This window comes from Pseudomonas farsensis (assembly GCF_014268805.2).
Lineage (GTDB): Bacteria > Pseudomonadota > Gammaproteobacteria > Pseudomonadales > Pseudomonadaceae > Aquipseudomonas > Aquipseudomonas farsensis.
Genome location: NZ_JABWRF020000001.1, coordinates 283,916 through 298,917 on the forward strand (window position 1 = coordinate 283,916; position 15,002 = coordinate 298,917).

Annotated in this window: 18 protein-coding genes; 17 read left to right on the forward strand and 1 reads right to left on the reverse strand. The window is 61.6% G+C overall.

What is annotated here, in order from left to right; translation table 11 throughout:
* The first annotated feature begins 10 nt into the window (after positions 1–10).
* The 5 genes from tgt (at position 11) to HU719_RS01305 (ending at position 5,021) form a co-directional block, all read left to right on the forward strand.
* On the forward strand, positions 11–1,126 hold the full coding sequence (gene tgt, locus HU719_RS01285; RefSeq protein ID WP_186517516.1) for a tRNA guanosine(34) transglycosylase Tgt: 1,116 nt from the start codon (positions 11–13) through the stop codon (positions 1,124–1,126).
* A 45-nt stretch (positions 1,127–1,171) separates the two neighbouring features.
* Positions 1,172–1,507: a preprotein translocase subunit YajC gene (gene yajC / locus HU719_RS01290; protein WP_056795769.1), complete on the forward strand. Its 336-nt coding sequence runs from the start codon at positions 1,172–1,174 to the stop codon at positions 1,505–1,507.
* A 63-nt stretch (positions 1,508–1,570) separates the two neighbouring features.
* Positions 1,571–3,433 (forward strand): protein translocase subunit SecD, encoded by a 1,863-nt coding sequence (gene secD, locus HU719_RS01295; RefSeq protein ID WP_186535244.1) that lies wholly within the window; start codon positions 1,571–1,573, stop codon positions 3,431–3,433.
* 10 nt (positions 3,434–3,443) lie between these two features.
* Positions 3,444–4,352, forward strand: coding sequence for a protein translocase subunit SecF (gene secF, locus HU719_RS01300; RefSeq protein WP_186517472.1), 909 nt, complete (start codon positions 3,444–3,446; stop codon positions 4,350–4,352).
* Between the two features lie 120 nt (positions 4,353–4,472).
* Positions 4,473–5,021, forward strand: a complete 549-nt coding sequence (locus HU719_RS01305; RefSeq protein WP_186517470.1) for a glycine zipper 2TM domain-containing protein — start codon at positions 4,473–4,475, stop codon at positions 5,019–5,021.
* 86 nt (positions 5,022–5,107) lie between these two features.
* Here the strand turns inward: HU719_RS01305 and suhB are convergent, their stop codons facing one another.
* Positions 5,108–5,926 carry a type III secretion system regulator SuhB gene (gene suhB / locus HU719_RS01310; RefSeq protein WP_186517468.1) on the reverse strand — a complete coding sequence of 273 codons (819 nt, stop codon included), beginning with the start codon at positions 5,924–5,926 and terminating at the stop codon, positions 5,108–5,110.
* Positions 5,927–6,077: 151 nt separating this feature from the next.
* Between suhB and trmJ the strand changes: the two genes are divergently transcribed.
* The 12 genes from trmJ (at position 6,078) to rlmN (ending at position 15,001) form a co-directional block, all read left to right on the forward strand.
* On the forward strand, positions 6,078–6,848 hold the full coding sequence (trmJ, locus tag HU719_RS01315; RefSeq protein ID WP_186535246.1) for a tRNA (cytosine(32)/uridine(32)-2'-O)-methyltransferase TrmJ: 771 nt from the start codon (positions 6,078–6,080) through the stop codon (positions 6,846–6,848).
* A gap of 3 nt (positions 6,849–6,851) precedes the next feature.
* Positions 6,852–7,628, forward strand: a complete 777-nt coding sequence (cysE, locus tag HU719_RS01320) for a serine O-acetyltransferase (protein ID WP_186517466.1) — start codon at positions 6,852–6,854, stop codon at positions 7,626–7,628.
* A 168-nt stretch (positions 7,629–7,796) separates the two neighbouring features.
* Positions 7,797–8,288: a Fe-S cluster assembly transcriptional regulator IscR gene (gene iscR, locus HU719_RS01325; protein ID WP_008092572.1), complete on the forward strand. Its 492-nt coding sequence runs from the start codon at positions 7,797–7,799 to the stop codon at positions 8,286–8,288.
* 42 nt (positions 8,289–8,330) lie between these two features.
* A complete protein-coding gene (locus HU719_RS01330) occupies positions 8,331–9,545 on the forward strand; it encodes an IscS subfamily cysteine desulfurase (RefSeq protein ID WP_186517465.1) in 1,215 nt (404 codons plus the stop codon).
* 46 nt (positions 9,546–9,591) lie between these two features.
* Entirely contained in the window at positions 9,592–9,978 is a 387-nt protein-coding gene (gene iscU / locus HU719_RS01335) for a Fe-S cluster assembly scaffold IscU (RefSeq protein ID WP_007929523.1), read from the forward strand.
* Positions 9,979–9,999: 21 nt separating this feature from the next.
* Positions 10,000–10,323 carry an iron-sulfur cluster assembly protein IscA gene (iscA, locus tag HU719_RS01340; protein ID WP_186517464.1) on the forward strand — a complete coding sequence of 108 codons (324 nt, stop codon included), beginning with the start codon at positions 10,000–10,002 and terminating at the stop codon, positions 10,321–10,323.
* A gap of 8 nt (positions 10,324–10,331) precedes the next feature.
* Positions 10,332–10,853 carry a co-chaperone HscB gene (gene hscB / locus HU719_RS01345; RefSeq protein ID WP_186535247.1) on the forward strand — a complete coding sequence of 174 codons (522 nt, stop codon included), beginning with the start codon at positions 10,332–10,334 and terminating at the stop codon, positions 10,851–10,853.
* 42 nt (positions 10,854–10,895) lie between these two features.
* Positions 10,896–12,758, forward strand: a complete 1,863-nt coding sequence (gene hscA / locus HU719_RS01350; protein ID WP_186517462.1) for a Fe-S protein assembly chaperone HscA — start codon at positions 10,896–10,898, stop codon at positions 12,756–12,758.
* Positions 12,759–12,761: 3 nt separating this feature from the next.
* Positions 12,762–13,103 carry an ISC system 2Fe-2S type ferredoxin gene (gene fdx / locus HU719_RS01355; RefSeq protein ID WP_186517460.1) on the forward strand — a complete coding sequence of 114 codons (342 nt, stop codon included), beginning with the start codon at positions 12,762–12,764 and terminating at the stop codon, positions 13,101–13,103.
* A gap of 11 nt (positions 13,104–13,114) precedes the next feature.
* Positions 13,115–13,315, forward strand: a complete 201-nt coding sequence (gene iscX / locus HU719_RS01360; RefSeq protein WP_186517458.1) for a Fe-S cluster assembly protein IscX — start codon at positions 13,115–13,117, stop codon at positions 13,313–13,315.
* A gap of 89 nt (positions 13,316–13,404) precedes the next feature.
* Positions 13,405–13,830, forward strand: a complete 426-nt coding sequence (gene ndk / locus HU719_RS01365; protein WP_186517456.1) for a nucleoside-diphosphate kinase — start codon at positions 13,405–13,407, stop codon at positions 13,828–13,830.
* A gap of 28 nt (positions 13,831–13,858) precedes the next feature.
* Positions 13,859–15,001: a dual-specificity RNA methyltransferase RlmN gene (gene rlmN / locus HU719_RS01370; protein WP_186517453.1), complete on the forward strand. Its 1,143-nt coding sequence runs from the start codon at positions 13,859–13,861 to the stop codon at positions 14,999–15,001.
* The last annotated feature ends 1 nt before the right edge of the window (position 15,002 follow it).

A 15,002-nucleotide genomic window follows, 5' to 3' on the forward strand; every position in this document is an offset into this window, starting at 1 on the left:
CACCTGTCGAATGTCGTTCGAACTGCTGGCCACCGACGGCAAGGCCCGTCGCGGCCGCATCACCTTCCCGCGTGGCACCGTCGAAACCCCGGCGTTCATGCCGGTGGGCACCTACGGCACGGTCAAGGGCATGTTGCCGCGTGACATCGAGGCCATTGGTGCCGAGATGATCCTGGGCAACACCTTCCACCTGTGGCTGCGCCCGGGCACCGAAGTGATCAAGAAGCACAACGGCCTACATGACTTCATGCAATGGAAAGGCCCGATTCTTACCGATTCCGGCGGTTTCCAGGTGTTCAGCCTGGGCGCCATGCGCAAAATCAAGGAAGAGGGCGTGACCTTCGCCTCGCCGGTCGATGGCTCGAAAGTGTTCATGGGCCCGGAAGAATCGATGCAGGTGCAGCGTGACCTGGGTTCGGACGTGGTGATGATCTTCGACGAGTGCACGCCGTACCCGGCCGAGCACGATGTCGCGCGCACCTCCATGGAGCTGTCGCTGCGCTGGGCCCAGCGCTCCAAGAACGCCCACGCCGACAACACCGCGGCGCTGTTCGGCATCGTTCAGGGCGGCATGTACCAGGACCTGCGCATGCGCTCGCTCGAAGGCCTCGAGAATATCGGCTTTGACGGCCTGGCCATCGGCGGGTTGTCGGTGGGCGAGCCCAAGCACGAAATGATCAAGGTGCTCGACTACCTTCCAGGCATGATGCCGGCTGACAAACCTCGTTACCTTATGGGGGTAGGCAAGCCGGAAGATCTTGTAGAGGGTGTGCGCCGCGGCGTCGACATGTTCGACTGCGTGATGCCAACCCGCAACGCGCGCAACGGCCATCTGTTCGTTGATACCGGCGTGATCAAGATCCGCAACGCGTTCCATCGCCACGATGATTCGCCGTTGGATCCGACCTGCGACTGCTACACCTGCAGCAACTTCTCCCGCGCTTATCTGCACCACTTGGACAAATGCGGCGAAATGCTGAGCAGCATGCTGAATACCATCCACAACTTGCGCCATTACCAGCGCTTGATGGCCGGTTTACGCGAGGCTATTCAACAGGGTAAATTGGCCGCCTTTGTCGACGCCTTCTACGCCAAACGCGGGCTTGCCGTGCCGCCTTTGGACTGACTGTTCGCATCCATTATTAAAATATTTGCATTAGGAGTGCACCCCATGAGCTTCTTGATTCCCGCCGCCTACGCGGACGCCGCAGCCCCTGCAGCCGGCCCAGCCGGTACCGGCTTCGAGTGGATCTTCCTGGTCGGTTTTCTGGTCATCTTCTACCTGATGATCTGGCGCCCACAGGCCAAGCGCGCCAAAGAGCAGAAAAACCTGCTGGGCAACTTGCAGAAAGGTGACGAAGTCGTCACCAACGGCGGCATCGCCGGCAAAATTGTCAAAGTCTCTGACGACTTTGTTGTTCTGGAAGTGTCCGATACCGTCGAACTGAAGTTCCAGAAGGGTGCCATTGCGGCGACCCTGCCAAAAGGTACGCTCAAGGCTATCTGAGTTACCGGTTTTATTTTCCAGTCGGGGCGCGCAAAGCGTCCCGCGTCTTGAACGGGCGGCGTGATGCTGAACAAATACCCTCTGTGGAAATACCTGCTGATCGTGCTGGTCCTGGCGATCGGCTTCATTTATTCCGCACCCAACCTCTACCCGGATGATCCGGCGGTGCAGATCAGCGGTGCCAGCTCCGCCCTGCATGTCAGCCAGGCCGACCTCGATCGCGTCACCAAGGCGCTGACCGATGCCGGTATCGTCGTCAAAGGCGGCAGCCTGGGCGAGAAGGGCAGTGCGTTGGTGCGCCTGACCAACCAGGAAGACCAGCTTCCAGCCAAAGACGTGGCGCGCAAGGCCCTCGGTGACGACTATGTCGTGGCCCTGAACCTGGCCCAGACCACCCCACAATGGCTGCGCAACCTGGGTGCAAGCCCGATGAAACTCGGCCTGGACCTGTCCGGTGGTGTGCACTTCCTGCTGGAAGTGGACATGGACAAGGCCATGACCGCACGCATGAAAGTCTACGAAGGTGAGGTCAAGACCCTCCTGCGCAAAGAGCGCATCCGCTACCGCAGCCTGCCGCAGCAGGATGGCGGGATCATGCTGGGCTTCTCTGACGATGCCACCCGCGAGCAGGCACGTAGCCTGATCCGCAAGAATTTCAGTGATTTCGACCTGACCACCACCGAGCGCAACGAGCTCGCCGTGCTGCGTCTGGCGCTGACCCAGGCCAAGGTTGCCGAAATCCGCGAATACTCGATCAAGCAGAACCTGACCACGGTGCGTAACCGGGTCAACGAACTGGGCGTTGCCGAACCACTGGTTCAGCGCCAGGGCGCCAACCGGATCGTGGTCGAGCTGCCAGGCGTGCAGGACACTGCCGAAGCCAAGCGTATTCTCGGCAAGACCGCCAACCTTGAGTTCCGCTTCGGTGCCGAGCCGGGTGCCTCCAAGGCCACCACCGAGGTGTTCGAGTTTCGCGAAGGCGGCCGTTCGGCGCCGGTCGAGCGTGGCCTGATCATCACCGGTGACCAGGTGACCGATGCCCAGGCAAGCTTCGACGAGCACGGCCGTCCGCAGGTGAATATCCGCCTTGACGGCCATGGTGGCGAGCTGATGAGCCGTGCCACCCGCACCAACGTCGGGCGCAGCATGGCGGTGATCTTCATCGAGCAGAAGCCGGTGACCCGCTATGAGAAGCAGACCGTCGGTGGCGTCGAGAAAGACGTAGCCGTACAGAGCTTCAAGGAAGAGAAAAAGATCATCAGCCTGGCGACTATCCAGTCGCCGCTGGGCAGCCAGTTCCGCATTACCGGCCTGAACGGCCAGGGCGAATCGTCTGAACTTGCCCTGCTGCTGCGTGCCGGTGGTCTGGCTGCGCCGATGTACTTCGCCGAAGAACGTACCATTGGCCCAAGCCTGGGTGCTGACAACATCACCAAGGGTATCGATGCATCCCTGTGGGGCATGCTGTTCGTGTCGCTGTTCATCATTGCCATCTATCGCGGCTTCGGCGTCATCGCCACCGTCGCGCTGGCGGGCAACATGGTGCTGCTGCTGGCCCTGATGTCGCTGCTCGGCGCTACCCTGACTCTGCCAGGTATCGCCGGTATCGTACTGACCATGGGTATGGCGGTGGACGCCAACGTGCTGATCTTCTCGCGTATCCGCGAGGAGCTGAAAGCCGGCATGTCGGTGCAGCGCGCCATCCACGAAGGCTTCAACCGTGCCTATACCGCGATCATCGACGCCAACCTGACCAGTTTGCTGGTGGGCGGCATCCTGTTCGCCATGGGTACCGGCCCGGTCAAGGGCTTCGCGGTCACCATGTCCCTCGGGATTTTCACCTCGATGTTCACCGCCGTCATGGTGACCCGCGCAATGGTCAACCTGACCTGCGGCGGGCGTGACATCAAGAAGCTGTGGGTTTGAGGGAGCTGCGATGAAAACCATCAATTTCATGGGCGTGCGCAATGTCGCGTTCGCCATTACCGTGCTCCTCACCGTGCTGGCGCTGTTCAGCTGGTGGCAGAAAGGGCTGAACTTCGGCCTGGACTTCACCGGCGGCACGCTGATCGAGCTGACTTACGAACGCCCTGCCGACCTTAAGGCCGTGCGTGCGGAGCTGGCCGATTCGGGCTTCCACGAGGCCGTGGTGCAGAGCTTCGGCGCTACCACCGACCTGCTGGTGCGTATGCCGGGCGATGACCCGCAACTGGGCAACAAGGTTGCGGCTGCGCTGCAGAAGGCCGGTGGCGACAACCCTGCAACCCTCAAGCGCGTCGAGTTCGTCGGCCCGCAGGTGGGTGAAGAACTGCGCGACCAGGGCGGCATGGGCATGCTGCTGGCGCTCGGCGGCATCCTCATCTACCTGGCGTTCCGCTTCCAGTGGAAGTTCGCCGTCGGCGCGATCATCTCGCTGATCCACGACGTGGTGGTGACCCTGGGTATCCTGTCGTTCTTCCAGATCACCTTCGACCTGACGGTGCTGGCGGCGGTGCTGGCGATCATCGGCTACTCGCTCAACGACACCATCGTGGTGTTCGACCGGGTGCGTGAGAACTTCCGGGTAATGCGCAAGGCTTCGCTGATCGAGAACATCAACGTCTCGACCACCCAGACCCTGCTGCGCACCATCGCGACCTCGGTATCGACCTTGCTAGCCATTGCCGCACTGCTGATCTTCGGTGGCGACAACCTGTTCGGTTTCTCGCTGGCGCTGTTCATCGGTGTCATGGCGGGTACCTACTCGTCGATCTACATCGCCAACGTGGTGCTGATCTGGCTGAACCTGAACAGCGAAGACCTGATTCCACCGGTGAAAACCGAGGGTGTGGACGAGCGTCCATAACGGTTATTCCTACACCGTTTGGCGTAAAGAAAGACGCGAGTGTTGAACTCGCGTCTTTTTTTTTGCTCCAAGGCTGGGAGAAAGCGGGGCAGGACCCGTACGTATGGTCAGGAGGTTCACGTGAACAAATCAATGCTGGTGGGTGCGGTACTGGGTGCAGTCGGTGTCACCGCCGGGGGTGCTGTGGCGACCTACAGCTTGGTGAACAAGGGGCCAGAATACGCCCAGGTCACCGACGTGCAGCCGATCAAGCAGCAGATCAAGACGCCGCGCCAGGTGTGCAAGGACGTGGCGGTGACTCGTCAGGCGCCGGTCAAGGACCAGCACCAGATCGCAGGTACTGTGGTCGGTGCGCTGGCCGGTGGCTTGCTGGGTAACCAGGTGGGTGGCGGTACCGGCAAGAAGATCGCCACTGTGGCGGGCGCCGTCGGTGGCGGTTATGCCGGTAACAAGGCGCAGGAATACATGCAGGAGCGCGACACCTATACCACCACGCAAACCCGCTGCAACACGGTCAACGACATCAGCGACAAGGTGGTTGGCTACAACGTCACCTATTCGATTGGTGACCAGGTGGGCAAGGTGAAGATGGACCACGAGCCAGGCTCGACCATCCCGCTGGACAAAAACGGCAAGCTGGTGCTGAGCCAGAATCAGCCGGGCCAGTAACTGCATTGCCCTGTAGGAGCGGTTTCTGGGCAAAAAATGGACATAAAAAAAGCACCCCGAGGGGTGCTTTTTTGTGCGCGATGCAATCAGCGCTTCAGCGATTCTGGCAGGTGCGGCTGAATAGCAGTCAGCACGGCCTTGAAGCACTTGATGTTGCCCGCAACGATATGGCCCTTCTCGAGGAAGTCGTGGCCACCGTTGAAGTCGCTGACCAGGCCGCCGGCCTCTTGAACCAGCAGCACGCCTGCAGCCATGTCCCACTCGGACAGGCCCGACTCCCAGAACGCATCGAAACGCCCGGCGGCGACGTAGGCGAGGTCAAGGCTGGCGGAGCCGGCGCGGCGAATGCCGGCGGTCTGGCCGGTCAAGGCGCGGAACATGCCCAGGTAGTTGTCCAGGTCGGCCATCTGGTTGTCGCGGAACGGGAAACCAGTGCCCAGCAGGGCGCCTTCGAGGCTGGTGCGCGAGCTGACGCGCAGGCGGCGGCCATTGAGCTGGGCGCCACGGCCACGGCTGGCGGTGAATTCTTCCTGGCGAACCGGGTCGACGATCACGGCGTGCTCAAGGCGGCCACGGTATTTGCAGGCGATGCTGACAGCAAAGTGAGGAACGCCACGCAGGAAGTTGGTGGTGCCATCGAGCGGGTCGATGACCCACAGGTAGTCCTTGCCTTCTTCACCGGTGCCAGCATGCAGGCCGGTCTCTTCACCTTGGATGGAGTGGTTCGGGTAGGCTTTGCGCAGAGCGTTAACGATGGTCTGCTCGGCGGCGCGATCAACCTCGGACACGTAGTCCTTGGCGCCTTTCTCGTCGACTTTGATGGTGTCCAGGCGTTCGATGGAGCGGAAAATCAGTTCACTGGCGCTGCGAGCGGCGCGCAAGGCGATATTCAGCATAGGCTGCATGGGCGTTTCACCTGGAGATGTTAAAGAGGAAAGCCGGCTAGTCTATCAGAAATCTGCCCGCGCAGAAGGGTCACATTCGCTTTCGTGGCGTTACGTCCGTCGGTTCTGTAAGATCATTTGCCCCTTCCCACCTATCCGTGAGCTCAACACCTTGTTGCAGAATATTCGTGTTGTTCTGGTCAATACCAGCCACCCCGGCAATATCGGCGGCGCTGCTCGTGCCATGAAAAACATGGGCCTGTCGCGCCTGGTGCTGGTTCAGCCACTGGATTTCCCCGCCGCTGACGCTTCGGCGCGTGCTTCAGGTGCCGACGATGTGCTGAGCAACGCCATCGTCGTCGACAGCCTGGAGCAGGCGCTGGTTGGCTGCAGCATGGCGATTGGCACCAGTGCCCGTGAGCGCAGCATCCCCTGGCCGCTGCTCGACCCGCGTGAATGCGCAAGCAAGACCGTCGAGCGCGCCGCAGCAGGCGACGAAATCGCCCTGGTGTTCGGTCGCGAGCACGCCGGCCTGACCAACGACGAGCTGCAGCGATGTCACTTCCATGTGCACATTCCTTCCAACCCCGATTTCAGCTCGCTGAACCTGGCTGCTGCCGTGCAGGTGCTCTCCTATGAGGTGCGCATGGCCTGGCTGGCAGCTCTGGGTGAGGCGGGTGGGGAACAGAAGCAGGACGTCGCGGCGTCGCGTAACGGCGAGCTGGCGACCCTGGACGAAATGGAGCTGTTCTATGACCACCTGGAAAAAACCCTGGTGGACATCGGCTTCCTCGACCCCGAAAAGCCCCGTCACCTGATGCCGCGTCTGCGCAGGTTGTATGGGCGCAGCGAGGTCGATCGTACCGAAATGAGCATTTTGCGCGGCATCCTCACCGAGACCCAGAAGGTCGCTCGGGGCGAGCCGTATAAAAGGAAGGGTTGAACGATGTTCGAGCGTCTGCGTGAAGATATCCAGAGCGTGTTCCACCGTGACCCGGCGGCGCGCAACGCCTTCGAGGTGCTGACCTGCTACCCGGGCATGCATGCCATCTGGCTGCATCGGTTGGGCAACGCGCTGTGGCGGCGCGATTTCAAGTGGCTGGCGCGCCTGGTGTCCAACTTCGGTCGATGGATGACCGGCATCGAAATCCACCCCGGCGCCACCATTGGCCGGCGCTTCTTCATTGACCACGGCATGGGCATCGTCATTGGCGAGACCGCCGAGATCGGTGACGACGTCACGCTGTACCAGGGTGTCACCCTGGGCGGCACCAGCTGGAACAAGGGCAAGCGTCACCCAACCCTTGAGGACGGCGTGGTGGTGGGGGCGGGCGCCAAGGTGCTGGGGCCTTTCACGGTTGGCGCCGGGGCCAAGATCGGCTCCAACGCCGTGGTCACCAAGGCGGTGCCGGCGGGTGCCACTGCGGTGGGTATCCCTGGGCGCATCATCGTCAAGAGCGACGACGATGCCCTGGAAGCCAAGCGCAAGGCCATGGCTGAGAAGATCGGCTTCGATGCCTATGGCGTTAGTGGCGATATGCCGGACCCGGTGGCGCGCGCCATCGGCCAGATGCTCGACCACCTGCAAGCGGTAGATGAGCGCCTCGAAGGCATGTGCGGCGCACTGACCAAAATGGGCAGTGACTACTGCGCCAAAGAGTTGCCGGCGCTGCCTGCCGACGACTTCGCCGAAGTGAAACAGAGCGACCCTCAGCCGCACTGATTCCGCCTGCCCGACACATGGGGCGTGTGCTCACGCCCCTGCTCTGCTACACTCGCGCCCGCCTCCCGCATGCATACCCGACTAAAGCACTAGGTCTAATAGTTGACTTAAATGCTCGGGAATCGCATACTCGCTCACATCCTGTAACTCCCGTGGTAACCATACGCCATGCGACTGACTACCAAAGGCCGATACGCCGTGACTGCCATGCTCGACCTGGCGTTGCACGCGCAGCATGGGCCGGTGTCACTGGCCGATATTTCCGAGCGCCAGGGCATCTCCCTCTCTTATCTGGAGCAGCTGTTCGCCAAGCTGCGCCGCAGCAGCCTGGTTTCCAGTGTGCGCGGCCCGGGTGGCGGCTACCAGCTGTCGCGCGGCATGGAAACCATCCAGGTGGCCCAGGTCATCGATGCGGTCAACGAATCGGTCGATGCTACCCGCTGTCAGGGCCTGGGGGATTGCCATGCCGGTGATACCTGCCTGACCCACCACCTGTGGTGCGATCTGAGCCAGCAGATCCACGAATTCCTCAGTGGCATCAGCCTGGCCGACCTCGTCATGCGCCGTGAAGTGCAGGAAGTCGCCCAGCGTCAGGACCTGCGCCGCGTCGCAGGCCGTACCGCCCAGCTGGACAAGATTGAGACGTCCGCCGTCGACTGATTGCAGCGACGAGCGACGCCACCGCCTGATAGGAGATACTCAATGAAGTTGCCGATCTACCTCGATTACTCCGCGACCACCCCGGTCGACCCGCGCGTTGCCCAGAAAATGGCCGACTGCCTGCTGGTTGACGGTAACTTCGGTAACCCGGCGTCGCGTTCCCACGTGTTCGGCTGGAAGGCCGAAGAAGCCGTCGAGAACGGCCGCCGCCAGGTTGCCGAACTGATCAACGCCGACCCGCGCGAAATCGTCTGGACCAGCGGTGCTACCGAGTCCGACAACCTCGCACTCAAAGGCGTGGCGCACTTCTATCAGACCAAGGGCAAGCACATCATCACCTCCAAGATCGAGCACAAAGCCGTGCTCGACACCGCGCGTCAGCTGGAGCGTGAAGGTTTTGAAGTGACCTACCTCGAGCCCGGTGAAGACGGCATCGTCACCCCGGCCATGGTCGAGGCTGTGCTGCGCGACGACACCATCCTGGTCTCGCTGATGCACGTGAACAACGAAGTCGGCTCGATCAACGACATCGCCGCCATCGGCGAACTGACCCGCTCGCGTGGCGTCATGTTCCACGTCGATGCTGCGCAGTCGGCTGGCAAGGTCGAAATCGACGTGCAAAAACTCAAGGTCGACCTGATGTCGTTCTCGGCACACAAGGTCTACGGCCCTAAAGGTATCGGCGCGCTGTACGTCAGCCGCAAGCCACGGGTTCGCCTTGAAGCCATGATGCACGGCGGTGGCCATGAGCGCGGCATGCGTTCGGGCACCCTGCCTACCCACCAGATCGTCGGCATGGGCGAGGCTTTCGCCATTGCCAAGCAGGAAATGGCCGCTGAAAACGTCCGCATCAAGGCCCTTAGCGACCGCTTCTTCAAGCAGGTTTCCAACCTTGAAGAGCTGTACGTCAACGGCAGCCAGACCGCTCGCGTGCCGCACAACCTGAACCTGAGCTTCAACTACGTTGAAGGCGAGTCGCTGCTGATGTCGCTCAAGGACATCGCGGTGTCGTCGGGCTCGGCCTGCACCTCCGCCTCGCTCGAGCCGTCGTATGTACTGCGCGCGCTGGGCCGTAACGATGAGCTGGCGCACAGCTCGATCCGCTTCTCCTTCGGCCGCTTCACCAGCGAAGAAGAAGTCGACTACGCGGCGCAGAAAGTCTGCGAAGCGGTCAACAAACTGCGTGAGTTGTCGCCTCTTTGGGACATGTACAAAGACGGCGTCGACATCTCCAAGATCGAGTGGGCCGCCCACTAAGCAGTCGCCGGCAAGAGCGGCTCCCTGATGAGGAAGGAATTGCACCATGGCATACAGTGAAAAGGTCATCGACCACTACGAAAACCCACGTAACGTCGGCAAGATGAACGCCGAGGACCCGGATGTCGGTACCGGCATGGTCGGCGCTCCAGCGTGCGGTGACGTGATGCGTCTGCAGATCAAGGTCAACGAGCAAGGCATCATCGAAGACGCCAAGTTCAAGACCTACGGCTGCGGTTCGGCCATCGCTTCCAGCTCCCTCGCCACCGAGTGGATGAAGGGCAAGACCCTGGACGAAGCCGAAACCATCAAGAACACCCAGCTGGCTGAAGAGTTGGCGTTGCCGCCGGTCAAGATCCACTGCTCGGTACTCGCCGAAGATGCCATCAAGGCAGCTGTTCGCGACTACAAGCAGAAGAAAGGCTTGATCTAACTGCAAGGTAAGGAGTTCCCGATGGCTATCAGCATGACAGAAGCCGCCGCCAACCACATTCGCCGCTCCCTCGACGGGCGCGGCAAAGGTGAGGGCATTCGCCTCGGCGTGCGCACCACCGGCTGCTCGGGCCTGGCCTACGTGCTGGAGTTCGTCGACGACGTGGCCGGCGAAGACAAGGTGTTCGAAAACCATGGCGTGAAGATCATCATCGATCCGAAAAGCCTGGTTTACCTGGACGGCACCGAGCTGGACTTCGTCAAGGAAGGGTTGAACGAAGGCTTCAAGTTCAACAACCCCAACGTGCGCGGTGAGTGTGGCTGCGGCGAAAGCTTCAACGTTTGAGGCTGGCCGTGGGTACTCCTTGTCATTTTGCACTGTTCGACCTGCAGCCCGGCTTTTGCCTGGACCTCGACAAACTGGCCACGCGTTACCGCGAACTGGCCCGTGAGGTCCATCCGGACCGCTTTGCCGACGCTTCCGAGCGCGAGCAGCGCGTGGCCCTGGAAAAGTCTGCCGCCCTCAACGATGCCTACCAGACGCTGCGCAGTGCGCCGCGTCGCGCCCGTTATCTGCTGGCCATAGGCGGCCACGAAGTGCCCCAGGAAGTCACCGTGCATGACCCGGACTTCCTGCTGCAGCAGATGCAGTGGCGCGAAGAGCTCGAAGACCTGCAGGACGAAACCGACCTCGACGGCGTTGCCGTGTTCAAAAAGCGCCTGAAGGCTGCCCAGGACACGCTCAACGACGATTTTGCCAGCTGTTGGGACAACCCCGCCGAGCGCGAGCAGGCCGAGCGCCTGATGCGCCGCATGCAGTTCCTCGACAAGCTCGCCCAAGAAGTGCGCCAACTCGAAGAGCGCCTCGACGATTAACCCGGCGTTGCCCGTGATGACGCCTAAGGTATTCAGATAAGCATGGCCCTACTGCAGATCGCCGAACCCGGTCAGACCCCGCAACCGCACCAGCGCCGCCTGGCGGTGGGGATCGACCTGGGCACCACCAATTCTCTCGTCGCAGCTGTACGCAGCGGGCGCAGCGAACCGCTGCCCGATGCCGACGGTAATGTCATTCTGCCCTCGGCGGTGCGTTACCTGGACGCTGGCATCGAGGTTGGCCTGGCTGCGCGCATCGCTGCGCCAAGCGACCCGTTGAACACCATTCTTTCGGTCAAGCGCCTGATGGGGCGCGGCCTTGCCGACGTCAAGCAATTGGGTGAGCAACTGCCTTACCGCTTTGTCGGCGGCGAGTCGCACATGCCGTTCATCACCACGGTGCAGGGCGCCAAAAGCCCGGTCGAGGTGTCTGCCGACATTCTCAAGGTGCTGCGCCAGCGCGCCGAAGAAACCCTCGGCGGCGAGCTGGTCGGTGCGGTGATCACCGTGCCTGCCTACTTCGACGATGCCCAGCGCCAGGCCACCAAGGATGCTGCCAGGCTCGCCGGCCTGAACGTGCTGCGCCTGCTCAACGAGCCTACCGCGGCTGCCGTGGCCTACGGCCTGGACCAGAACGCCGAAGGCGTGGTGGCGATCTTCGACCTTGGCGGTGGCACGTTCGATATTTCCATCCTGCGCCTGACCGCCGGGGTGTTCGAGGTGCTGGCCACCGGTGGCGATACCGCGCTGGGCGGCGATGATTTCGACCACGCCGTCGCAGGTTGGATCATCGAGCAGGCGGGGCTGTCTGCCGACCTCGACCCCGCCACCCAGCGCCTGCTGCTGCAGACCGCCTGCGCCGCCAAGCAAGCCCTGACCGACAGCGACACCGTCACTGTTCGTCACGGCGCTTGGCAGGGTGAGCTGAGCCGCGCCACCTTTGAAACCATGATCGAGCCGATGATCGCGCGCAGCCTCAAGGCTTGCCGCCGCGCCGTGCGCGACAGTGGTGTCGAGCTGGACGAAGTCGGCGCGGTGGTAATGGTGGGTGGCTCCACCCGCGTACCGCGCGTGCGTGAAGCCGTCGGCACGTTGTTTGGCCGCGCGCCGCTGACCTCCATCGACCCGGACCAGGTGGTCGCCATCGGTGCTGCCATCCAGGCTGACACGCTGGCCGGTAACCGTCGTGAAGGCGGCGAGCTGTTGCTGCTCGATGTCATTCCACTGTCGCTCGGCCTTGAAACCATGGGCGGGCTGATGGAAAAGGTGATCCCGCGCAATACCACCATCCCGGTGGCCCGCGCCCAGGAGTTCACCACCTACAAAGACGGCCAGTCGGCCATGATGATCCACGTCCTGCAGGGCGAGCGTGAGCTGATCAGCGATTGCCGTTCACTGGCGCGCTTCGAGCTGCGCGGTATTCCGGCCATGGTTGCAGGTGCGGCGAAAATTCGCGTCACCTTCCAGGTCGATGCCGATGGCCTGCTCAGCGTTGCCGCCCGCGAACTGGGTTCGGGCGTGGAGTCGAGCATCCAGGTCAAACCATCCTATGGGCTGACCGACGGGGAAATCGCCCGCATGCTCAAGGATTCGTTCGAGCACGCCAGCACCGACAAGACCGCCCGCCAGTTGCGCGAGCATCAGGTCGACGCCGAGCGTCTGCTCGAAGCGGTACAAGGCGCCCTGGACGCCGATGGCGAGCGTCTGCTCAGCACTGACGAGCGCGACGCCATCGCATTCCAGATGCAGGAACTACGTGATTTGCTTACCGGCACCGATGGCCCAGCCATCGAGCAGCAGACTCGCCGTCTGTCGCAGGTGACCGATGCATTTGCCGCCCGTCGCCTTGATTCGACGGTCAAAGCCGCACTGGCCGGGCGCAACCTGAATGAGATCGAGGAGTAACCGATGCCGCTGGTGACATTCCTGCCGCATGAAAAATTCTGCCCCGAAGGGCTGACCGTGGAAGTGGCCACCGGGACCAACATCCTGGAGCTGGCCCACGATCACCACATCGAGATGGAAAGCGCCTGTGGCGGCGTCAAGGCCTGCACCACATGCCACTGCATCGTGCGCAAGGGTTTCGACTCGCTTGCAGAAGCCGATGAGCTCGAAGAAGACATGCTGGACAAGGCCTGGGGCCTGGAGGCGCAGTCGCGCCTGGGTTGCCAGGTGGTGGTGGCCGACCAGGACATCACCATCGAGATCCCCAAGTACTCGCTCAACCACGCCGCCGAAGCGCCGCACTGAGGGCTGTCTGCATGAGTCTGAAATGGGTTGATGTACTTGAGATCGCCATTGAGCTTGCAGAAAGCAAGCCGGAAGTCGATCCTCGTTATGTGAATTTCGTCGATCTGCACCGTTGGGTGCTGGCGTTGCCAGCATTCAGCGACGATCCGTCCCGCGGCGGCGAAAAAGTACTCGAGGCCATCCAGGCGGCCTGGATTGACGAAGCCGACTAAGCGCACGCTGCAGGTTAGGCAATCCCCTGGAACCCGCGTATAATTCGCGGGTTTAATTTTTCGTAACACTAATATTTCTGGAGTTTTCCATGGCTGTTCAACGTACTTTCTCGATCATCAAGCCTGACGCAGTTGCCAAAAACGTCATCGGCAAGATCACTTCCCGCTTTGAAGAAGCCGGCCTGAAAATCGTTGCTTCGAAAATGAAGCAACTGTCCAAAGCCGAAGCCGAAGGCTTCTACGCCGAGCACAGCGCTCGTGGCTTCTTCGGTGAGCTGGTTGCCTTCATGACTTCCGGTCCGGTTGTCGTTCAGGTTCTGGAAGGCGAGAACGCCATTGCCCGCAACCGCGAGCTGATGGGCGCTACCAACCCTAAAGAAGCTGCTGCCGGCACCATCCGTGCTGACTTCGCCGAGTCCATCGACGCCAACGCCGTTCACGGTTCGGACTCCGAAGCCGCTGCTGCTCGCGAAATCGCTTACTTCTTCGCAGCTACCGAGGTAACCACTCGCTAAGCGAAAGCTTACGGGTGAGGGTGAATCCATGACGACATCTACTGGCAAAATCAACCTGTTGGGCCTGACCCAGCCGGAAATGGAACAGTTCTTCGACTCGATCGGGGAGAAACGCTTCCGTGCCGGCCAGGTGATGAAATGGATTCACCATTTTGGCGTGTCAGATTTCTCTGCCATGACCAACGTAGGCAAGGTCTTGCGCGAAAAGCTCGAGGCCGTTGCCGAGATTCGCCCCCCGGAAGTGGTCAGCGAAGACATTTCCGCAGACGGTACCCGTAAATGGGTCATCCGCGTTGCCTCCGGCAGCTGCGTCGAAACCGTCTACATCCCCACCGACGACCGCGGTACGCTCTGCGTCTCGTCGCAAGCCGGCTGCGCCCTGGACTGCAGTTTCTGCTCCACCGGCAAGCAAGGCTTCAACAGCAACCTCACCGCCGCTGAAGTCATCGGCCAGGTGTGGCTTGCCAACAAATCCTTCGGGACCGTCCCTGCCAAAGTCGACCGCGCTATTACCAACGTGGTCATGATGGGTATGGGCGAGCCTCTGCTGAACTTCGATAACGTCATCGCCGCCATGAAAATCATGATGGATGACCTCGGGTACGGCATTTCCAAACGTCGCGTCACGCTCTCCACCTCGGGTGTAGTGCCAATGATCGACGAACTGGCCAAGCATATCGACGTGTCCCTGGCACTGTCGCTGCACGCACCCAACGACGAACTGCGCAACCAGCTGGTACCGATCAACAAGAAGTACCCGCTCAAGGTGCTGCTCGAGTCGTGCATGGGCTATATGGCAACCCTCGGCGGCAAGCGCGTCCTGACCGTCGAGTACACCCTGCTCAAGGACGTCAACGACCAGCCTGAGCATGCTGCGCAAATGATCGAGTTGCTGCGCGATGTCCCGTGCAAGATCAACCTGATCCCGTTCAACCCGTTCCCGCATTCGGGCTACGAGCGGCCGAGCAACAACGCCATTCGTCGCTTCCAGGACCTGCTGCACCACGGTGGCTTCAACGTCACCACCCGCACCACCCGTGGCGAAGACATCGACGCCGCCTGTGGCCAGCTGGTCGGGCAGGTCAATGACCGCACCCGCCGCAGCGAGCGCTATATCGCCGTGCGTCAGCTTGCCAGCGACGAGCCGCAAGACAGCGCACCGCGCCTCTGAC